Source organism: Inquilinus sp. OTU3971 (genome assembly GCF_038440215.1).
Map to the genome: position 1 here is coordinate 1 of NZ_JASATH010000081.1, position 20800 is coordinate 20800.

General features: G+C 71.1%; 17 protein-coding genes. 8 read left to right on the forward strand and 9 right to left on the reverse strand.

The genetic code is table 11. The features are described 5' to 3' along the window. Positions 1 to 121: 121 nt before the first annotated feature. Complete coding sequence (locus tag AAHM41_RS20355; RefSeq protein ID WP_342238405.1) at positions 122 to 1417, forward strand: MFS transporter; 1296 nt, start codon at positions 122 to 124, stop codon at positions 1415 to 1417. A gap of 116 nt (positions 1418 to 1533) precedes the next feature. Here the strand turns inward: AAHM41_RS20355 and AAHM41_RS20360 are convergent, their stop codons facing one another. From AAHM41_RS20360 to acs, 3 genes are all read right to left on the reverse strand, one after another. After that, a complete protein-coding gene (locus AAHM41_RS20360) occupies positions 1534 to 1977 on the reverse strand; it encodes a type II toxin-antitoxin system VapC family toxin (protein WP_342238406.1) in 444 nt (147 codons plus the stop codon). Beyond that, positions 1974 to 2231 carry a type II toxin-antitoxin system prevent-host-death family antitoxin gene (locus tag AAHM41_RS20365; protein WP_342238407.1) on the reverse strand — a complete coding sequence of 86 codons (258 nt, stop codon included), beginning with the start codon at positions 2229 to 2231 and terminating at the stop codon, positions 1974 to 1976. The genes AAHM41_RS20360 and AAHM41_RS20365 overlap by 4 nt, the downstream gene beginning before the upstream one ends. Before the next feature lie 73 nt (positions 2232 to 2304). After that, a complete protein-coding gene (gene acs, locus AAHM41_RS20370; protein ID WP_342238408.1) occupies positions 2305 to 4248 on the reverse strand; it encodes an acetate--CoA ligase in 1944 nt (647 codons plus the stop codon). Positions 4249 to 4489: 241 nt separating this feature from the next. Between acs and AAHM41_RS20375 the strand changes: the two genes are divergently transcribed. From AAHM41_RS20375 to AAHM41_RS20385, 3 genes are all read left to right on the forward strand, one after another. Then, on the forward strand, positions 4490 to 6991 hold the full coding sequence (locus AAHM41_RS20375; RefSeq protein WP_342238409.1) for a mechanosensitive ion channel family protein: 2502 nt from the start codon (positions 4490 to 4492) through the stop codon (positions 6989 to 6991). Then, positions 6981 to 7754 carry a class I SAM-dependent methyltransferase gene (locus AAHM41_RS20380; RefSeq protein WP_342238410.1) on the forward strand — a complete coding sequence of 258 codons (774 nt, stop codon included), beginning with the start codon at positions 6981 to 6983 and terminating at the stop codon, positions 7752 to 7754. The genes AAHM41_RS20375 and AAHM41_RS20380 overlap by 11 nt, the downstream gene beginning before the upstream one ends. Positions 7755 to 7996: 242 nt before the next feature. Next, positions 7997 to 9082 (forward strand): OmpA family protein, encoded by a 1086-nt coding sequence (locus AAHM41_RS20385; RefSeq protein WP_342238411.1) that lies wholly within the window; start codon positions 7997 to 7999, stop codon positions 9080 to 9082. A 31-nt stretch (positions 9083 to 9113) separates the two neighbouring features. On the opposite strand, the gene AAHM41_RS20390 is transcribed toward AAHM41_RS20385, so the two are convergent. From AAHM41_RS20390 to AAHM41_RS20415, 6 genes are all read right to left on the reverse strand, one after another. Beyond that, positions 9114 to 9953: a DUF2182 domain-containing protein gene (locus AAHM41_RS20390; RefSeq protein ID WP_342238412.1), complete on the reverse strand. Its 840-nt coding sequence runs from the start codon at positions 9951 to 9953 to the stop codon at positions 9114 to 9116. A 10-nt stretch (positions 9954 to 9963) separates the two neighbouring features. After that, a complete protein-coding gene (locus tag AAHM41_RS20395; RefSeq protein ID WP_342238413.1) occupies positions 9964 to 10599 on the reverse strand; it encodes a DUF1326 domain-containing protein in 636 nt (211 codons plus the stop codon). Positions 10600 to 10719: 120 nt separating this feature from the next. Beyond that, the gene (locus tag AAHM41_RS20400; RefSeq protein WP_342238414.1) at positions 10720 to 12798 is read right to left on the reverse strand and encodes a hypothetical protein; all 2079 of its coding nucleotides are present in this window, start codon (positions 12796 to 12798) and stop codon (positions 10720 to 10722) included. A 13-nt stretch (positions 12799 to 12811) separates the two neighbouring features. Beyond that, positions 12812 to 15568, reverse strand: coding sequence for a DUF4159 domain-containing protein (locus AAHM41_RS20405; protein ID WP_342238415.1), 2757 nt, complete (start codon positions 15566 to 15568; stop codon positions 12812 to 12814). Further along, positions 15562 to 16500, reverse strand: a complete 939-nt coding sequence (locus AAHM41_RS20410; RefSeq protein ID WP_342238416.1) for a DUF58 domain-containing protein — start codon at positions 16498 to 16500, stop codon at positions 15562 to 15564. Before AAHM41_RS20410 ends, AAHM41_RS20405 begins: the two co-directional genes overlap by 7 nt. After that, positions 16484 to 17491 carry an AAA family ATPase gene (locus AAHM41_RS20415; protein ID WP_342238417.1) on the reverse strand — a complete coding sequence of 336 codons (1008 nt, stop codon included), beginning with the start codon at positions 17489 to 17491 and terminating at the stop codon, positions 16484 to 16486. Before AAHM41_RS20415 ends, AAHM41_RS20410 begins: the two co-directional genes overlap by 17 nt. Positions 17492 to 17617: 126 nt before the next feature. Here AAHM41_RS20415 and AAHM41_RS20420 point away from each other — a divergent pair, with 126 nt between their 5' ends. From AAHM41_RS20420 to AAHM41_RS20435, 4 genes are read left to right on the forward strand one after another with little or no spacing between them, the layout of a single operon-like run. Next, the gene (locus AAHM41_RS20420) at positions 17618 to 18109 is read left to right on the forward strand and encodes a DUF1285 domain-containing protein (protein ID WP_342238418.1); all 492 of its coding nucleotides are present in this window, start codon (positions 17618 to 17620) and stop codon (positions 18107 to 18109) included. Then, entirely contained in the window at positions 18106 to 18723 is a 618-nt protein-coding gene (locus AAHM41_RS20425; protein WP_342238419.1) for a CoA pyrophosphatase, read from the forward strand. The genes AAHM41_RS20420 and AAHM41_RS20425 overlap by 4 nt, the downstream gene beginning before the upstream one ends. Beyond that, complete coding sequence (locus tag AAHM41_RS20430; protein ID WP_342238420.1) at positions 18720 to 19922, forward strand: CCA tRNA nucleotidyltransferase; 1203 nt, start codon at positions 18720 to 18722, stop codon at positions 19920 to 19922. Before AAHM41_RS20425 ends, AAHM41_RS20430 begins: the two co-directional genes overlap by 4 nt. Before the next feature lie 29 nt (positions 19923 to 19951). Further along, the gene (locus AAHM41_RS20435; protein WP_342238421.1) at positions 19952 to 20797 is read left to right on the forward strand and encodes an alpha/beta fold hydrolase; all 846 of its coding nucleotides are present in this window, start codon (positions 19952 to 19954) and stop codon (positions 20795 to 20797) included. Positions 20798 to 20800: the final 3 nt, after the last annotated feature.

Below are 20800 nucleotides of genomic sequence, written 5' to 3' on the forward strand. Positions count from 1 at the left end.
CCCCGCGGAGACTAAACGCCGCCACCACCACAGCCGGCGGCCGGAAACACAAACAACAACCCCACCCCAAAAACCCCCCCCCACCCCCCCCGCGGCGCCGCCCGCCACCCATGACGAGGCCGTGCTGGACCGCGCGATCCGGCGGGCGGCGTGGCGGCTCGTGCCGTTCCTGATCCTGATGTACATGATGGCCTATCTCGACCGGGCCAATATCGGCTTCGCCAAGCAGGCCTATCAGGCGACGACCGGCCTCAGCGACGCGGTCTTCGCCTTCGGCGCCGGCATCTTCTTCCTGACCTATGCCGCCTTCGAGGTGCCCAGCAACCTGATCCTGCACCGGGTCGGGGCACGGGTCTGGATGGCCCGGATCATGGTCACCTGGGGTCTGGTCGCGGCGGCCATGGCCTTCGCCCATGGCGAGACCTCTTTCTCGGTAATCCGGCTGCTGCTCGGCGCGGCCGAGGCCGGCTTCTTCCCGGGCGCGATCCTGTTCATGACCTACTGGTTCCCGGCCAAGGCGCGCGGCCGGGTGATGGGGCTGTTCTATTTCGGCTCGCCGCTGGCGCTGATGCTCGGCGGCCCGGTCTCCGGCGTGCTGCTCGACCTCGACGGGCTGTTCGGCCTGCATGGCTGGCAGCTGATGTTCCTGATCGAGGGGCTGCTCGCCTCCGCGGTCGGCGTCTGGGCCTATTTCTATCTGTGCGACCGCCCGTCCGAGGCGCGCTGGATGCCGGCCGAGGAGCGCGAGGCGCTGAGCCGGGCGATCGCGGCGGAGGAGCGGGAGAAGCAGGCGGCCGGCCGGGTCGGCTTCCGCGCGGTGCTGACCGATCCGCGGCTGCTGCACTTCGCGGCGATCTACTTCCTGATCCAGATCAGCGGCTACGGCGTCGCCTTCTACCTGCCGACTCAGGTCAGTGCCCTTCTCAACATGAAGGTCGGGCTGATGGTCGGCCTGGTCTCGGCGATTCCCTGGGCCTGCGCCATCGTGGCCGCCACCTTCTGGCCCGGGCTGGCCGTGCGCACGGGCTGCCGCCGCAGCTTCGCCTTCGTCTCGCTGCTGGGCATCGCGGCCGGCCTCGTCATCTCCGCCAATGCCCCGCCAGCGCTCGCGATCGCCGCGCTATGCCTGACGACGATGGGGATCATCACCTCGCAGCCGATCTTCTGGACCTTCCCGACCGGCTATTTCGGCGGGGCGGCGGCCGCGGGCGGGATCGCCGCGATCAACGCGATCGGCAATCTCGGCGGCTTCTTCGCCCCGAACGTCAAGACCGCGGTGGAGCAGGGCTTCCAGTCCACCGCGGCCGGGCTCTACGTGCTGGCCGCGGCCGGTCTGCTCGCCGCGCTGCTGGTGACGCTGCTGCGCCCGGGCGCCGGCCCGCGCGTCAAGCTGCGCGAGGCGGCGGTCAGGGCCTGATCCAGGCGCTCAAAACGTCATCGCGAGGAGCAAGGCGGCGTGGCGATCCAGGGGCTGGTGCCGCCTGGATCGACACGCCCCTGCGGAGCTCGCGATGACGCTGCCTCGAAGACGGTTTAGTCCCGCTGATCATTGGCGTTTGCAGCACCGAGCCATGGATCGACGATGTTGACCCCCAGGTCGCGAAAGTCCTTGGTGTTGCGCGTGGCCAGGGTGGCGCCATGCACCATCGCGGTTGCCGCCATCAGGGAATCCAGCGGGGCGAGCGTCCGGCCCCCGGCTGCTGCGAAGGCGCGAAGGCGTCCGGCCTCCTCCGCCACACCCATATCGACAACCAGGGTCCGATCCTCGAATCGCTTCTTCGTCGCGTCGATGAAGGCGAGCAGCTTTGTTTTTCGGGTCGCGTCACTGACCCGCTCCAGGCCGTAGGCCAGCTCATGGAACAGGATCGTGCTCATCCAGAGATCCGCCTCGCGTTTCAGGAACGCCACGACCCGGGGCGACGGGGTAGGCCTCGCCAGCTCCGACACGACATTGGTGTCGAGGATGTATTTGGTCACCGCCGAGGCTCATCCGCATCGAATGGATCGGCTCGAGACTCATGGCGGGTCGGCAATTCGATCTCGATCCCGGTGGGCGCATGCTCGACCAGCCAGCGACCGAGGTGCTGGTCCTGCGCCTGTGTTAGCGCCTTGAACGCTTTGGCGGAGATCACGACACAGGGATCCTGCGTTCCGATCACCTGCGGCTCGCCGGCCTTGGCGCGCCGCAGGATCTCGGACAGTTGGGCCTTGGCGTCCTGGACAGTCCACATGGCGACCTCCATCGCAATATGGACCAGTCTAGACTAGATTTGTTTCCCGATCCAGCCTGGAAGCCTGAGGCACCTACCCCCGGTTCATCCGGTTGTCGACCAGGTCGGTCACCACCGCCGGGTCGGCCAGGGTCGAGGTGTCGCCCAGGGCCTCGTGCTCGTTGGCGGCGATCTTGCGCAGGATGCGGCGCATGATCTTGCCCGACCGGGTCTTCGGCAGCCCCGGCGCCCACTGGATCAGATCCGGCGTGGCGATCGGGCCGATCTGCTTGCGCACCCACTGCGCCAGCTCGCGGCGCAGCTCTTCGGTCGGCTGCTCGCCGGCGATCAGGGTGACATAGGCGTAGATGCCTTGGCCCTTGATGTCGTGCGGATAGCCGACCACCGCGGCCTCGGCCACCTTCGGGTGGGCGACCAGCGCGCTCTCGACCTCGGCCGTGCCCATGCGGTGGCCCGAGACGTTCAGCACGTCGTCGACCCGGCCGGTGATCCAGTAATAGCCGTCCTCGTCGCGGCGGCAGCCGTCGCCGGTGAAGTACAGGCCCTTGAAGGTCGAGAAATAGGTCTGGACGAAGCGCTCATGGTCGCCGAACACGGTGCGCATCTGGCCGGGCCAGCTGTCGGCAATGCACAGGTTGCCTTCGGCCGCGCCTTCCAGCGGCTTGCCGTCGCCGTCGACGATCAGCGGCTTGACCCCGAAGAAGGGCAGGGTGGCGGAGCCGGGCTTCTGGGCGATGGCGCCGGGCAGCGGCGTGATCAGGATGCCGCCGGTCTCGGTCTGCCACCAGGTATCGACGATCGGGCAGCGGCCGTCGCCGACCACGCGGTGGTACCATAGCCAAGCCTCGGGGTTGATCGGCTCGCCGACCGAGCCGAGCAGCCGCAGCGAGGCGCGGCTGGTCTTCTTCACCGGGTCCTCGCCGTCGCGCATCAAGGCGCGGATCGCGGTCGGGGCGGTGTAGAAGATGTTGACCTTGTGCTTGTCGATCACCTGCCAGAAGCGCGAGGTGTCCGGATAGTTCGGCACGCCCTCGAACATCAGCGTGGTGGCGCCGTTCGCCAGCGGCCCGTACAGGATGTAGCTGTGCCCGGTCACCCAGCCGACATCGGCGGTGCACCAGTAGATGTCGCCGTCGTGGTAGTCGAAGACGTACTGATGCGTCATCGCGGCGTAGACCAGATAGCCGCCGGTGGTGTGCAGCACCCCCTTCGGCTTGCCGGTCGACCCCGAGGTGTAGAGGATGAACAGCGGGTCCTCGGCGCCCATCTCCTCCGGCGGGCAGTCGGCGGAGACCTGGGTCGCCGCCTCGTGCAGCCAGATGTCGCGGCCCTCGGTCCAGCCGATCTTGCCGCCGGTGCGGCGCACGACGATGACGCTGTCGACCTCCGGGCAGCTCTTCAGCGCCTCGTCGGCATTGGCCTTCAGCGCCACGCTGCGGCCGCCGCGCAGCCCTTCGTCGGCGGTGATCAGCACCGTCGAGCGGCAGTCGAGGATGCGGTCCTTCAGGCTGTCGGGCGAGAAGCCGCCGAACACCACGGAATGGATGGCGCCGATGCGGGCGCAGGCCAGCAGGGCATAGGCCGCCTCCGGGATCATCGGCAGGTAGATGGTGACCCGGTCGCCCTTCTTGACGCCGCGCGCCTTCAGTACATTGGCCAGGCGGCTGACCTGCTCGTGCAGCTCGCGATAGGTGATGTGGCGGCTGTCCTTCGGGTCGTCGCCCTCCCAGATGATCGCGGTCTGGTCGGCGCGCTTGGCCAAATGCCGGTCGATGCAGTTATAGGCGGCGTTCAGCGTGCCGTCCTCGAACCAGCGGATATGGACGTCGCCCGTGTAGCTGGTGTTCTTGACCTTGGTGAACGGCCGGATCCAGTCGACCCGCTTGCCGTGCTCGGCCCAGAAGCCGTCCGGATCCTGGGCAGAGCGTTCGTACATCGCCCTGTACTTGGCCTCGTCCACCCAGGCGCGCTTGGCCCAGTCGTCGGACACGGGAAAAAGGCTGGTGTCGCTGCTCATGGGGTCTCCCCGATCGAACTTTTTCTCGCCGCGCCGGCCGGGTGGGCGCGCCCCGGCCGGACGATCCCGCATTCATAGCAAGATGACCCGGCCGATGGCCACGGCTTGATCGCGCTGGGGTCCACCCGTGGGGCGCGGCGCATTGCTGCTGCGACGACAGGCGGCCTCGCCTTCTTTCGGCCGCTTTGGCATGCAGGGTGGTGGCTTGTCCCCATCCATCGCGGAATCCATCCGGCCATCCATGACCTTTCGCGTGCTGTTCCCCCGCCTGCTGCTGCTGTTTGCCCTTGTCTGCGCCGCCCTGCCGGCCGCGGCCCAGACCAACCCGGATTTCGACCAGCAGAATGCGGGGTGGCAGAACACGGTCCGGCAGCTCTACGTCAAATTGTCGGCGCGGAACCTGTCGGATGACGATTACAACGGCCTGCGCACCCAGCTGGCCGCGGTGGTCGACCAGGCCCAGGCCGCGGCGGATGCCGCGAACGACGCCCTCGGCAAGATCAAGCAGGTCAGCGACGCGCTAGGCCCCCCGCCGGCCGAAGGCGCGCCGCCGGAATCGGCCGATGTGACGCAGCAGCGGCAGCAGCTGGCGGAGGCCCTCTCCAAGTTCAACGGGCAGGTGCGGCAGGCCGAGGCGATCAAGACGCAGGCCCAGTTGCTGCAGCAGACCGCCGATGCCGCGCGCGTCGACCAGTTCCGGCGCGACCTGCTGACGGTGGCGCCGGCCACCTTCGACCCGAGGACCTGGCTGCCGATCCCCGACCAGGCCGGCTATCTGGCGACGCGGCTGCTGCTGCCGTTCCAGGATCAGCTCGGCCCCGGCTGGGACGGGGTGGGCGAGATCGCGCGCCGCATCCTGTTCGCGGCCGTCGTCCTCGGCATCGGCTGGCTGGCGCGGCGCTGGCTGTTGCGGCGGTTCGGCCGACGCCCGGCCGAAAGCGTGCCGTCCCTGCGGCGCCGGGCGGCCGCGGCGCTGGTGCACACCGTCGCCCATGGCGTGCTGCCGGCGATGATGACGCTGGCGGTGGCGGTGGTCTGCGCCGGCTGGCTCGGCGACCGTCCTGCCAGCTATGTCGCCATGATCGCCCTCGGGGTCCTGGCCTGGGGCATCGTCGCCTATTTCGTCGCCTCGGCCGCGATCTCGGCCGCGCTGACGCCCGACGACCCGTCCTGGCGCCTGGTCGACCTGACCGATGCCTCGGCCCGTACCCTGTGCCGCAGGCTGCGGGCGGCGGCTGTGGTCTGGACCGTCGCCGGGGTGACGCTGGCCATGGCCGATGGCCGCATCCTGATGCAGAACGAGCTGCGATCGCTGCTGGTCGCGGCGGCGCTGGCGGCGGGCGCGCTGGCGCTGCTTTCCCTGCTGCCGGGATCGCTATGGGGCTATCGCGCCGATCTCGAGGCCCTGCCGGAGGGCGAGCCGGCCGACGACCAGCGCGCCGCCGCCAGGCCGTCCGGGCGCTGGCCGCGGGCCCGCCTGCTGGCCGCCATCCTGACCGTCGCCGTGCTGGTTGCCGGGGTGATCGGCTATCAGAAGCTGGCGCTCTACATCACCTATCTGCTGGCGGCCGCGATCGGCATCGGCGCCGCCGTCCTGGTCCTGCGCAGCGTGATGCAGGAAGCCATCGGCCGGTTCATGACCCAGCCGGTCGGGCGGATGGCCCGGGTGCGCCATTCGCTGTTCCCGAACGATCGCGGCCTGTGGGTGTTCGAGACCGGCGCCGCCCTGTGCACCGACATCGTCCTCGGCCTGGCCGCGCTGGTGGCGCTGGCCCCGGTGCTCGGACTCAGCGGCACCGACCTCGCCGCGATCGGCACCGCGGTGCTGGACGGGGCGACGATCGGCGGCGTCCGCATCGCCCCGCTCAACATCCTCGGCGCCGTCGCCGCCTTCACCCTGGGGATCATCGCCACCCGCTTCCTGCAGCGCCGGCTCGACGCCCGCTTCATCGAGAAGCTGCAGATCGACCGCGGCCTGAAGAACTCGATCCGCACCGGCATCGGCTATCTCGGCGGGCTGATCGTCGCCATCTTCGCCGTCGGGCTGCTCGGGCTCGACCTGTCGAACCTGGCCCTGATCGCCAGCGCGCTGTCGGTCGGCATCGGCTTCGGCCTGCAGAACATCGTCCAGAACTTCGTCGCCGGCCTGATCCTGCTGGTCGAACGGCCGGTGAAGGTGGGCGACTGGGTGGTGGTTGGCGGGGCCGAGGGCGTGGTCCGGCGGATCAGCGTCCGCGCCACCGAGATCCAGACCTTCCAGCGCTCCTCGGTGATCGTGCCGAACGGCAACCTGATCTCGTCCCAGGTCGTCAACTGGACCCACAAGGACAAGAACGGCCGGGTCGACATACCGGTCTCGGTCGCCGCCTCGGCCGATGTCGAGCAGGCGCGCGAGATCCTGCTGGCGCTGGCCAAGGAGGACAAGCGCGTCAGCGCCTTCCCGGCGCCGGTGGTGGCGTTCAGGAGCTTCGGCACCGCGACGCTCGACCTCGAGCTGCGCTGCCACATCTCCGACGTCGACAACTTCGCCGGAGTCGGCACCGATCTGCGCTTCGCCATCTGGAAGGCGTTCCGCGAGGGCGGCCTGGCCTTCCAGCCGATCGCGGCCGACATCTCGCTGCCCCAGGCGGTGCAGGTGCTGGCGACCGCGGTGCGCGAGCGCGACGGCACCCGCGGCACGGCCCAGGGCGATGCTCCGGAGGATTCCGGGGAAGAGCCCCGGAAGCCGTCGCATGCTGCATGACCTCGGCCGGGTCGTCGGCGCCATCGCCCGCGACCGTCTGGACGAGGCGGCGGTGTACCGGAGCGAGCGGCTCTACGCCCGGCCGCGGGCCCCGGCCGGGCCGCCGGGCGTGCTGGAATGCCCGATCTGCGGCACCCGGGCGCGGCGCTTCCTGCGCTTCGGCCTGGAGGGCCGGCGCAACGCCATGTGCCCGGGCTGCGGCAGCGTCGAGCGGCACCGTTTCCTCTGGCTCTACCTGACCGCCCGGACCGATCTGCTGACCGGCCGGCACCGGGTGCTGCATGCGGCGCCCGAGCCGTGGCTGGAGGCGCGGCTGCGCGGGCTGCCGAATCTGCGCTACCGCTCGGTCGACCGGTTCAGCCCCTTCGCCGACATCCAGGCCGACCTGACGGCGCTGCCCTTCGCCGACGCGGCCTTCGACGTGGTGATCGCCAACCATGTGCTGGAGCACATCCCGGACGACGGCGCGGCGATCGCCGAGCTGGCGCGGGTGCTGCGGCCCGGCGGCCGCGCCATCCTGATGGTGCCCTTCGACCCGAAGGGGCCGACCCAGGAAGGCGCCGGCATCGCCGACCCGGCCGAGCGGATGCGCCGCTTCGGCCACCCCTACCACTACCGCATCAACGGCCGCGACTTCCCGGACCGGCTGGACGCGGCCGGGCTGGCGCCGACCGCGGTCGACAGCCGGGCCTTGCTGCGCCCGCATCTGCGCCGCCGCTTCCGGGTGAACCGCAACCACCTGTTCGACTGCTGGCGGCGGTGAGCGCTGGGATTCGCGGTGATTTGGCTCCTTTCTCATGGCATTTGATTAAATATCGATCTTTCTGAAGCGCGAAATCTTCCAATTTGGTAAAGATCTCGCGGATAGTTCGCTTCGAATTCCTAGTTTTCAGGTTGATCGCCCGACGAAGTCTCCGTATTGATGCGGAAGGGGGCGGATGAAACCCTGCATCGAAATGCTGGGAGCGGGCGCCCTGGTTCGAACTCTGACCAGGATGGCGGCAGATGAAGATTCTGACGTTGTGTGCGGCGGGAAGCCTTGCCCTGTTGCTGGCCGCGCCCGGCATGGCCCAGCAGGCGACAGGAATCTATCTGGGCGCCGGCGCCGGCGTGAACTTGCGGCAGGACCAGAGGTGGAAGTTCGACGACCCGCGCGTCGACGGCCACGTGGATGTCTCCTTCGACGCGGCACCCGCCGGCAATATCTATCTCGGCTATGATTTCGGGGCGATCCGGGCCGACATCGAAGGGAGCATCCGTCAGAACGACATCAGCGACGTCCGGGCCAGTTGGGGTACCTTCCGAGGCTTCGGGATTGTCGCTCCGGGGCTCAACGACATCGGGATCAGCGACATCGGGATCAAGGTCAAGGGCCATGAGCGCACCATCGGCCTGATGGCCAATGTTTATTACGATTTCGAGTTCGGCTCGTCCTTCGTGCCCTATATCGGCGGCGGCGTCGGCGTCGGCTTCAACAACTGGAAGGTGAAGGTCCCGGACGCCGGCATCGACGAAGAGTACAACTCGCCGCTCTTCGCCTATCAGGGCATTGCCGGCGTATCCTACTACATCACTCCGACTCTGGCCGCCAACCTGGAATACCGCTACTTCGGCGAGACCGACGCCGATTTCACCTTCGGCAGCACCAAGGTCAACATCGGGGCTCCGGCCAACCACACGGTCCTGGCCGGGCTCAAATATGTCTTCGACTTCGGCCCCGCCGCGGCCGAACCGGCGCCGGAGACGCCGGCCGACACCGGCCAGCGCAGCTATCTGGTGTTCTTCGACTTCGACAGCTCGCGCCTGACGCCGGAGGCGCGGTCGATCGTCGCCTCCGCCGCCACCGACGCGCTGCGGGGCGAATCGACCCGCATCGACGTCACCGGCCACACCGACCGCTCCGGCACCGACGCCTACAACCAGGCGCTGTCGGTGCGCCGGGCCGAGGCGGTGCGGCGCGAGCTGGTCTCGGACGGCGTCGCCGACAACCTGATCATCGTCCGCGGCGTCGGCGAATCCGACCCGCTGGTGCCGACCGCCGACGGCGTGCGCGAGCCGCAGAACCGCCGGGTCGAGATCGTGATGAACTGAGGCGGCTGGGTGTGGGCCGGGGGAACCCGGCCTACGCCGCCGCGATCAGCGTCCAGCCGCCCCACAGAATCAGCCCGGCGCCGGCGGCGTGGCTGAGCCAGCGGCCGCCGGGGATCGTCTTCTCCAGCAGCACGAACAGCGCGATCACGCCGATCCAGGCGAGATTCATCACGCCGCCGACGAACAGCAGCAGCATCAGCGCCCAGCAGCAGCCGAGGCAGAACAGGCCGTGGCGGAGGCCGAGGCCGAACGGCCCCGACCGGCGGTGCCGGGTGAGGAACTCGACCGGCGACCGGCATCGGACCAGGCAGTCCTGCTTCAGCGGGGTGATCTGGTAGGCGCCGGCGATCACCAGGGCGCCGCCGGCCAGCACCGTGTTGGCGGTCGCCGTCGCCGGGGACAGCAGGGCCAGGGAATCGAGGCGCCACTGCAGGGCGGCGGCCAGGACGCTGAAGCCGGCCCAGACCACGAGATAGCCGAGCGTGAACAGCGCCGTCGCCGCCTGGGGCGCGGCCTGCCGGCGATGGCGCTGCAGCGCGGCGTAGGTCAGCACCATCGACGCCGCCCCGGGCAGCATCATCGCTACCATCATCACCGACCACATCGCCACCATCAGGGCGAAATAGACGCCGGTCCAGGGTGTCGGCATTGGCATCGCCGCGTCCATCGCCATGCCGGGCATAGTCATCCCGGGCATTTCCATGCCTGGCATCGCCATGCCCGGCATGTCCATCCCGGGCATCTCCGTGCCGATGCCGAGGGCGATATAGGTCCAGGCGGCGATGCAGACGCAGGCGAGGGCGACCAGCGTGATCAGGCGGTCGCGACGAAGCACCGCCTCGATGGCGGAGGGGGCGGCGCCGGCGTTCATCGCCCGCCGGCTACGCCACGATGCCAGCGTTGTTGAGGTGGATGTGCGCGAACTGGGCATAGGTGCCGGCCAGATCCAGCTCGATCCCTCCCGTGGCCTTGGTCGTGCCGCTGCCGATCTCCGCCAGGCGGTATTCGAAACCCTTGGGCAGATCGATGCGGGCGCGATGCTCGGCGCCGGTCACCGGGTTGCGGATCGGCTCGGCATTGATCTCGACCACACCCGGCACGACGACGCGCCCGCGGCGGCGATCGACGTCGATCTCGATCTCGATCGGCCTGAACAGGGGCTCGAGGCGGTTCGGCGACATGGCGGCGAACACCCACCACATGGTCGCCATGTCCTCGGTCTCCTGGCCGGTCATGATCTTCAGCAGCGCGTCACGTTGTGCGGCATCGGCCCGTTCGTCGATGATCAGCTGCATGGTGCCGTTGCCGTGATGCACCGGTCCGGGCCAGCGATACAGGCCCCCAGCCCGCAGCCCGTCGAGGCTGACGTCGCCGAAATGCCCGCTTTCGATCAGGAAGCCAGCCGCGGCGCGGCAATGCCCGTGCGTCGGCAGGTCGTTGAACTGGCACGGGCAGCCATAGGAGCAGTTGCAGTTGGCGAGTTCCGTCGCCGTCAATTCCCATTCCACCATCGTCATCGTCTTGGCCTCCCCCAAAGGACTTGCCGAAGCAGACGCAACAATCGAACAAAGCATAAAATACTATTAAAATGATACGCTCGTTGCGGAGCGACGGCAATGCCGCCATCCGAAGGGCCTCTACCTCCCTTCGCGTCTCCAAGCCGCCATCAGCCCGCCGAGGCCGAGGAACAGGGCGATCAGCGGCGGCAGCAGCGGCGTCTCGGTCATGCCGGTGACGGTGTAGTCGCCATTGCCGCGCAGGCCGATCCAGCCGGCGCCGGCCGCGGCCCGGTCCGGCCGGGTGCGGCGGATGCTGGGCACGCCGTCGCTGGCCAGCCAGGCGACGCCGCCGCCGCTGGCCTGGGTCACCGGCGCCAGCTTGTCGGTCACCGCCCGCATGTCGCTCAGCTCCGGCGGGTTCAGGGTGCCGACCACCGCCAGTGCGGTCTTGTCGCCGTCGCTGACCCGGTAGATGCCCGGCCCCTGGGCACTGACCCGGCCGGCATAGAGGCCGGGCGTGGTCTCGCTCAGCGTCACGCTCTGGGTCTTGCCGTCCGGGTCGGTCACGGTGATCGGCGGGTTGCTCTGGTCCAGGTTGCGGCGGCGGATCTCGATGCGCTGCCCGGCTGCCTCGGCGCGCAGCACGTTCTCCTCCAGCTCCGGCTCGCGCATCAGCCAATGGGCGAGGCGGCGCAGCAGCTCCGCCTGCGGGCCGCCGCCCTCGAAGCCGCGGCTCCACAGCCAGATCTGGTCCGACGCCATCTGCGCCACCCGGCCCTCGCCGACGCGGTTGAGGACCAGCAGCGGCCGGCCGCCGACCCCGGTCATCACCACGTTGCCGCCATGCGGCACCACGTCGATCTGGCGGAACCAGCGGCCCCAGCTCGGGCCTCCGCCGGGGCCGCCGGTCGACCCGTCCAGCGTCGCCGTCACCGGATGGCGCTGGCCCAGCTCGGTCACCACCGGGCGGAAGCCCTGCTCCAGCACCTCGCCGGTCGGCTCGGCCGGCAGGATGTTGCCGATCGGCGTGCGGTACAGGCTCAGCGGCTCGGCGAAGGCCTCGCCCGAGACCTCGAGGAAGGCGCCGCCCTCCTCGACGTAGCGGGCGATGTTGCCGAGATAGAGGTTGGGCAGCACCCCCATCCGCCGGTAGCGGTCGAAGATGATGAGGTCGAAATCCTTGAGATTGGTCTCGAACAGCTCGCGGATCGGGAAGGAGATCAGCGACAGCTCGTTGATCGGCGTGCCGTCCTGCTTCTCCGGCGGCCGCAGGATGGTGAAGTGGACCAGGTCGACCGAGGGGTCGGATTTCAGGATGTTGCGCCAGGTGCGTTCGCCCGGATGCGGCTCGCCCGACACCAGCAGCACGCGCAGCCGGTCGCGCACGCCGTTGACGACGATGGCGGCGCGGTTGTTGGCCTGGCTCAGCTCGCCCGGCAGCCCCTCGACCGCGAATTCGAACACCGTCGGGCCGCCATGGTCGAGGCGGAAGCTGACCTGGGTGTCGCGCCCGACCGGCAGCTGCAGCGCTTCGGGTGCGCCGGCGTCCTTGGTCGCGGTCACGGTGGCGACGGCGCCGGGCTCGGCGTTGGGCAGGTCGTCGACCCGGAGGGTCACGGTGACGTCCTGGCCGACCAGGCCGAAGCTCGGCGCCTGGGCCACGACGATGCGGCGGTCGAACTCGTCCGGCCGCCCGGTCAGCAGGGTGTGGACCGGTCCGAAGGAGCTGCGGACCGCCGGATCGGTCGGCACGTCATGCACCTGGCCGTCGGTGACCAGGATGGCGCCGGCCAGCCGCCGCCGCGGCACGTCCGCCGTGGCCGCGCCCAGCGCCTCGAACAGATGGGTCTCGTCGAGCGGCGCGCTGGCGCCCTCGCCGACCGTGACGAATCGGGTATCGAGATCCGGGAAGGCCGCCAGCTTGGTGCGCAGGTCGGCCAGGGCGGCGTCGATCCGGGCCGGGCGCTCCTCGATCTGGTCGGAGGGCGAGCGGTCGACCACCACCACGGCGACGTCGCGGATCGGGTCGCGCTTCTCCTCCACCAGCGACGGGTTCAAGAGGGCCGAGGCCAGGGCGAGGAAGGCGAGGGTCCGCCAGCCCAGCCCCGGGGCGCGGCGCCAGGCGCCGACCAGCAGGGCCAGCACCGCCAAGCCGAACAGCGGCCCCAGGACGGTCCAGGGCAGGAGAGGCGAGAGGGCGACGGAGGCGGCGTCCATGCTCAGTGTCCCCTCACTGGCCCAGCCGTTCCAGGATCGCCGGCACATGCACCTGGTCCGACTTGTAGTTGCCGGTCAGGGCGTACATCACCAGGTTGACGCCGAAGCGGTAGGCCATCTCGCGCTGGCGCTCGCCGCCCGGCACCACCGGCAGCATCGGCGCGCCGCCCGGCCCGGTCGCCCAGGCCCCGGCCCAGTCATTGGCGCCGATGATGATGGTCGAGACGCCGTCATTGACCGTGGCGTCCGCGGTCTCGACCCACAGGTCGCCGCCGGTGTAGCGGCCGGGGAAGTCCTGCATCAGGTAGAAGGCGCGGGTCAGGATGTGGTCGGGCGGCGCCGGCGTCAGCGGCGGGACGTCCAGGCCCTGGGTCAGCTCGCGCAGCTTCTCGGCGCCCGGCCCGGCCAGCGCCCCGCCGCCGCCCATCGCCTGGTCGCGGGTGTCGAAGAAAATGGTGCCGCCGGTGCGCAGGAAGGCGTTCAGCTTGCCGATCGCGGCGTCGGACAGTGCCGGCTGCTCCGGCGTCATCGGCCAGTAGAGCAGGGGGAAGAAGGTCAGCTCGTCGCTCTCGACATCGATGCCGACGGCACCCTCGGCATTCACCGAGGTGCGGTCGCGCAGCACTTGCGCGAGGCCTTCCAGCCCGGCTTGGCTGACCGCGTCGACATCCTGCGATCCGGTCTCGACATAGGCGAGGCGGACATGGTTGGCCATGGCGATGATGCGGCTGTCGTCCTGCGCCCGCGACGGTGCCGGCGACAGCAGCGACGCGGCGACGGCGCCGGCGACCAGCAGCGACGCCGTGGTGGCGCGCCGCGGCGGGGTCAGCAGGCCGCGCATGAACAGAGCGATCAGCCCGTCCAGGATCAGCAGCGTCATGGCCAGCGCGAAGACCCAGGGCCGCAGGTCGACCTCGGCCGGGGCCTCGTAGCCCGACACGGTGACGCCGGGCGGCAGGTTCGGGATCGGCTCCAGGCTGCTCACGGCCGAGCCGAGGTTGAGGGCGCGGCGATTGTCCTCGGTGCCGTAGAAGCCGGGCGGATGCTCCGGCCCCGGCACGGTGCTGGCGAAGGCGGGGCCGGCGATCGGCAGGGCCAGCGGCGGCGGCGGCACCAGCCGGCCGAGCCCGTCCAGCAGCTTGACCGGCGCCAGGCTGGCCTGGCCGCTGTCGCCGCCGACGCCGCTGCCCAGCGCCACCACGCGGCGCAGCATGTCGACGAACAGGCCGGAGAAGGCGAGGTTCGACCAGCCCGGCCCGGCCGTGGTGTGGATCAGCACCAGCCAGCCGCGGCCGCGCTTCTCGGCCGTGACGATCGGCGTGCCGTCGGTCAGCCGGGCCCAGGTCTTGTCGGCCAGGTCGGGCGACGGGTCGGCCAGGACCTGGCGCTGGATCCGCACGTCGGACGGGATATTCAGGCCCTGGAACGGGCTGGTGGCGTCGAACGGCGCCAGCGGCATCGGCGCGGTCCAGGACATCGCGCCGGACAGGGTGCGGTCGCCGAAGCGCAGCGGCACCGGCACCAGCGGGTCGGGATTGGCGGCCAGGATCGGCCCGGCGAAGCGGATCAGGGCGCCGCCGCTTTCCATCCAGCGCTCCGCCGCCTGGCGGTCGGCGTCGGAGGACAGGGTGCCGTCGGGGACCAGCAGCGCGGCCAGCCGGTCGGTCGGCTGGGTGCCGCCCAGCAGGTCGGCGATGCCGCCGCGGCGGATCTCGGCGAAAGGCTCCAGCGCCCGCTGCAGATAGTAGCTCTCGGTCAGCAGCGGCTGCGCCCGGGCGGTGTCCTGCGGCGCGGCCAGCCCGACCGGCCGGCGGCGCCAGCGCTCGTCGACCAGCACGGTGGCGCCGGCCGTGGTCTCGCCCTCGATCGACACCGCGGCGATGGCGTTGCGCGCGGTCGACGGCAGCTCGAACCGGGCCTCGGCCTGGCGCTGCCCGACGGGGAAGCGGATTTCGGTGCGGGCCAGCGGGCGGCCATCCTCGGCCGCGGCGCGCAGCACCAGCGGCACGTCGCCGACGGCGGCGGCGCGCTTGACCGGCACGGTCAGGGCGGTGTCGACCACCTGCGGCGTGCCGACCAGATGCGCCAGGTCGAAGGCCTGCGGGGTCAGCACCTCCAGGCTGCCGAAGCGCTGCAGCCGGGCGGCGAAGTCGCGCACCCCGTCCGCCTCCTTCTCGGCGGTGATGCCGTCGCTGGCCCAGACGACATGGGTCGATCCGGTCAGGCGCAGCGCGTCGGCCGCCTTCAGCGCCGCCGCCCGGTCGGTCGGCCACGGGCTGGGCGCCAGGTTGTCGATCAGGCCGCGGGCCTCGCTCGGGCGCAGCAGCCGGCTGGCCGCCACCGGCTCGCCCGGGGCGGTCGGCGCGGTGGCCAGCAGCACCACGTCGCGGCCGGCCCGCTCGGCCTTGTCGACGGCGGTGCGCAAGGCCTCCTGGCGCTGCGGCCAGCCCTTGCCGGCGGCCCAGCCATTGTCGACCACCAGCAGCACCGGGCCGCTGCCGGGCAGGGCGGAGCCCGGGTTCAGCACCGGGTGGGCCAGGGCGATGATGATCAGCGCGGCCAGGGCCAGGCGCAGCAGCATCAGCCACCATGGCATCCGCTCCGGCGTCTCCTCCTGCGTCTGCAGGCCCAGCAGCAGGCGGATCGCCGGGAAGCTCAGGCGCCGCGGCGCCGGCGGGGTGACCCGCAGCAGCCAGTAGATCACCGGCAGCAGGATCAGCGCCGCCAGGATGGCGGGCGCCAGGAACACGAGGCCGCCGAGCGTCACCATCTGGCCCTGCCGGTCGCGGCCCCGGACATCACGCCCCACAGGCTCAAGAGCGCCGCCTCGGCCGATTTGTCGGTGCGGTGGACGGCGAAGCTCCAGCCGGCGCGGCGGGCGATCGCGGCCAGCCCGTCCTGGTGCTCGGCCAGGCGCTCGCGATAGGCGTCGCGCACCGACCGGACCCGCGGGATCAGCGCCGATTCGACCTCCTCGATGCCCTCGAAGCGGATGCGGCCCTCGAAGGGCAGCGTCGCCTCGGCCGGGTCGAGGACCTGCAGGATATGGCCGCGCACGCCGCGGGCAGCATAGGCGGCGACCGAGGCGCCGAACTCGTCGAGCGGCGCCAGGCAGTCGCCCAGCAGCACCATGGCGGCGTGGCGCGGCACCCGCAGCTCCCACGGCACCGCCTTGCTGGCATCGTCCAAGGTGCCGCGGTCCAGCGCCGCGGCCAGCCGCAGCAGGCTGGCGCGGCCGGTCGCTGGCGGGGTGTCGCCGCCGATCAGCGCCACCCGCTCGCCGGCGCGGTTCAGCAGCGAGGCCAGGGCCAGCAGCAGCACCTCGGCCCGGTCGCGCTTGGTCGGCAGCGAGCGGTCGGAGCGGTAGTCCATCGACGGCGAGGCGTCGCGCCACAGCCAGGCGGTCTGCACCGCGGCCCATTCGGTCTCGCGCTGGAACAGCCCCTCGGACTTGCCGGACTGGCGCCAGTCGATCCGGCCGATCGGCTCGCCGGCCTGGTAGCGGCGGAACTGCCAGAAGCTCTCGCCGACGCCGACCCGGCGGCGGCCGTGCACGCCCTGGGCCACGGTCGAGGCGACGCGGTCGGCGGCGATCAGTAGCGGCGGCAGCGTCGCCGCCAACGCATCGGCGGCCTTGCGCCGCGCAGCGCCTGTCAGGGATGAGGAGCCGTCCGCCACCTCGGCCTCAGCCCAGGCGCGCAACCAGCCGCTCGACGACGTCGGCGATGGTGGCGCCATCCGCCCGGGCGGCGAAGGTCAGGGCCATGCGGTGCTGCAGGATCGGCCGGGCCAAAGCGGCGACGTCGTCGACCGAGGGCGACGGCCGGCCGGTCAAGAGGGCACGGGCGCGGCAGGCCAGCATCAGCGACTGGCTGGCGCGCGGGCCGGGGCCCCAGCCGACCATGCGCTGCACCTCCGGCAGGTCGGTCGAATCGGGGCGGGCGGCGCGGACCAGCGACAGGATCGCCTCCAGCACCGTCTCGCCGACCGGCAGCCGGCGCACCAGGCGCTGGGTCCGCTGCAGCGTGTCGGCGCTGATCACCGCCTCGATCTGGGCCTCGTGGACACCGGTGGTGGCCAGCAGCATCCGCCGCTCCGCCGCCAGATCGGGGTAGCCGACATCGACCTGCATCAGGAAGCGGTCCAGCTGCGCCTCGGGCAGCGGATAGGTGCCCTCCTGCTCCAGCGGGTTCTGGGTGGCCAGGACGTGGAACGGCTCCGGCAGCGGCAGGTAGCGGCCGGCGATCGACACCCGGTGCTCCTGCATCGCCTGCAGCAGCGCCGACTGGGTGCGCGGGCTGGCGCGGTTGATCTCGTCGGCCATCAGGAGTTGGCTGAACACCGGGCCGGGAATGAAGCGGAAGCTGCGGCGGCCGGTCTCGCTCTCCTCCAGCACCTCGGAGCCGAGGATGTCGGCCGGCATCAGGTCCGGCGTGCACTGCACCCGCCGCTCCTCGAGGCCCAGCACGGTGCCGAGCGTCTCGACCAGCCGGGTCTTGGCCAGGCCGGGCAGGCCGACCAGCAGGACATGGCCGCCGGCCAGGATGGTGACGAGGCTCTGGTCGATCACCTCTTGCTGGCCGAAGATGACCCGGCCGATCATGCTGCGCACGGCGGCCAGCCGCTCCACGGCCGCATCGATGTCGCCGGGCGTGGCCGGGGTGTCGAGCTCGGTCGGGACGGTCGTTTGCATTGGCGTGCCGCTCTGCCGGTGAACTGACGGATCTATTGCAAGAGTATGGCGGAATTGAGCGACGGCGAGTCCAAGAAAACGCAACCACCCCAGGCGCAGTCTGACGCAGGCGCCGTTGGTGCGGCTTTGGCCGGCGCCCGACGAGGCCCGACAGCGGCGGACGAGGCCTATGATATCCGCATCGGCCGCGACGGCACCTGGTACTATCACGGCAGTCCGATCCGCCGCCTGCCCCTGGTCAAGCTGTTCGCCACGGTGCTGCGGCGCGACGCCGCCGGGGACTACTGGCTGATCACCCCGGCCGAGCGCGGGCGGATCACGGTCGACGACGCGCCCTTCGTCGCCGTGGCGGTGGAGGTGGCGGGGACGGGCGAGGACCAGGTCCTGACCCTCCGCACCAATCTCGACCAGGTCCGCGAGGCCGGGCCGGAGCATCCGATCCGCGTCGCCTTCGCCGCCGACTCCGGCGAGCCGTCGCCCTATATCCGGATCGCCGAGGGGCTCGACGCGCTGCTGTCGCGCCCGGTGTTCTACGAGCTCGCCGAGATCGCCGTCAGCCATCACGGCCGGATGGGGGTATGGAGTCACCGGACATTCTTCCCGCTGGACCAGGCGTGAGCGGCGCCGAACCGCCCCCGGCCGCGGCCGATCTGGACCGGCTGCGGCACTACCGTCCCCGCCTGTCCCGCGGCGACCACGACCTCAACCCCGACCTGACGCCGCTGGCGGGCCTGCGGCCGGCGGCGGTGCTGGTGCCGATCGTCCGGCGGCCGGAGGGCGACACCATCCTCCTGACCCTGCGCACGCCGCATCTGACCGCCCATGCCGGCCAGATCGCCTTCCCCGGCGGCGGCGTCGATGCGGGCGACCCCGACCCGCTGGCGGCGGCGCTGCGCGAGACCGAGGAGGAGATCGGCCTGCCGCGGCAGAAGGTCGAGATCGTCGGCCGGCTCGACACCTATGTCAGCCGCACCGGCTTCGAGATCCAGCCCTTCGTCGGCCTGCTGACGCCGCCGCTCGAGACCGCGCCCGACCCGTTCGAGGTGGCGGAGATCTTCGAGGTGCCGCTGGCCTTCATCCTGGCCCCGAACAACCCGAAGCTGCACCGCATCACCGTGCAGGGGGTGGAGCGGCAGTACTACGCCTTCCCCTATCGCGACCGCTATGTCTGGGGCGTGACCGCGGGCATCCTGAGGAATCTCCGCGACGTGCTGCTCGGGACCACCGAATGACGACCCCTTACCGCCTGTCGCCGCTGCCCGGCTGGGCCACCGATGCCGCCGCCCGGGCGGTGATCAACGCCCTGTCGATCCCCGGCTTCGACCCGCGCTTCGTCGGCGGCTGCGTCCGCAACGCGCTGCTCGGCCGCGACGCCGCGGATGTCGACATCGCCACGCCGCTACGGCCGGAGGCGGTGATGGTGGCGCTGCGCAACGCCGGGCTCGGCGTGATTCCGACCGGGCTGGAGCACGGCACGGTCACCGCGCGGTCGCATGGCAAGAGCTTCGAGATCACCACGCTCAGGGTCGATGTCGAGACCGACGGCCGGCATGCGGTGGTCGAGTTCACCGCCGACTGGCGGGCCGACGCGGCGCGGCGCGACTTCACCATGAACGCGCTGTCGGCCGATCCCGAAGGCGTGGTGCACGACTATTTCGGCGGGGCGGCGGACGCGCTGGCCGGCCGGATCCGCTTCGTCGGCGACCCGGCGCAGCGCATCGCCGAGGATGCGCTGCGCATCCTGCGCTTCTTCCGCTTCCACGCCCATTACGGCCAGGGCGAGCTCGATCCGCCGGCGCTCGCCGCCTGCGTCGCCGCGGCCGGCGGCCTCGACCGGCTGTCGGGCGAGCGGGTGCGGGCCGAGCTGCTGAAGCTGCTGGCCGCGCCCGACCCGGTGCCGGTCTGGCGGGCGATGGTCGAGGCCGGCATCGCCCGGCACGTGATCGGCGAGGATGGTGACATCGCCCGGCTGCAGGGGCTGGTCCAGGTCGCCCCCGGCGCCGACCCGCTGCTGCGGCTGGCGGCGCTGCTGTGCGGCGACGCGGCGGGGGTGGCGGCGCGGCTGAAGCTGTCGAATGACGATCGCGACCGGCTGGTCGGGCTGCAGGAGAGCACGCTCGACAACGCGCCGGACGAGGTCGGGGTGCGGCTGCTCTTGTACCGGCACGGCCGGGCCGGCGGCCGCGACCGGCTGCGCCTGGCCTGGGCCGCGGCGCCGAAGCGCTGGAGCTTCAAGCGCGCTTTGGCGGCGCTGGAGAAGGAGCACGTGCCGGCCCTGCCGGTGCGCGGCCGCGACGTGGTCGCCCTCGGCCTCTCCGGCCCCGCCGTCGGTCGGGCCCTGGCCGAAGTCGAGCGCTGGTGGATCGGACAAGGCCTGCGCCCCGGCCGGGACGAGAGTCTGGACCGGCTGCGCGAGCTGGCCGGGGTCTAGGCCGGACTGACAAAAAAGGGGGAAACGAAATGAGCGAGAAGGCCGTCAAGGCCGGCGGCGTCGAGATCGCGACCGAGGCCTTCGGCGACCCAGCGCACCCGCAGGTGCTGCTGATCATGGGCGCCATGGCGTCGATGCTGTGGTGGCCGGAAGGATTCTGCCGCCGCCTGGCCGAGCGGGGCCGCCATGTGATCCGCTACGACAACCGCGACACCGGCCGGTCGACCGGCTATCCGCCGGGCCAGCCGCCCTACGGCTTCGACGACATGGCCGACGACGCCATCCGCGTGCTCGACGGCTACGGGCTGGGCCGGGCTCACGTCGTCGGCATGTCGCTCGGCGGCATGATCGCGCAATTCGCCGCCCTGGCGCATCCGGACCGGGTCGCCTCGCTGACCGCGATCAGCACCTCGCCGGTCGGCACCGACACCTCACACCTGCCGCGGACCACGGCGGCCTATATGGAACATGCCGCGACCGGCGAATCGGTCGACTGGACCGACCGGTCGCAGGCGATCGACTTCATGTGCCGCGACGTCCGCGCCATCGCCGGCACCGCCCATCCACATGACGCGGCGGCGGCCCGCCGGCTGATCGAGATCGATTACGACCGGGCGCGCAGCTTCGCCAGCGCCACCAACCACTTCATGCTGAAGGGTGGCGACCGGTGGCGGGGCCGGCTGGGCGAGCTGCAGCCGCCGCTGCTGGTCATCCACGGCACGGCCGACCCGATCTTCCCGGTCGAGCACGGCGCCTTCTTCGCCGACGTCGTTCCGGGCGCCCGGCTGGTCCGGATCGAAGGCGGCGGGCACGAGCTGCATCCTGCGGATTGGGAGACGATCGTGACCGCGATCACCGAGCACACGGCGGGCTAGCGC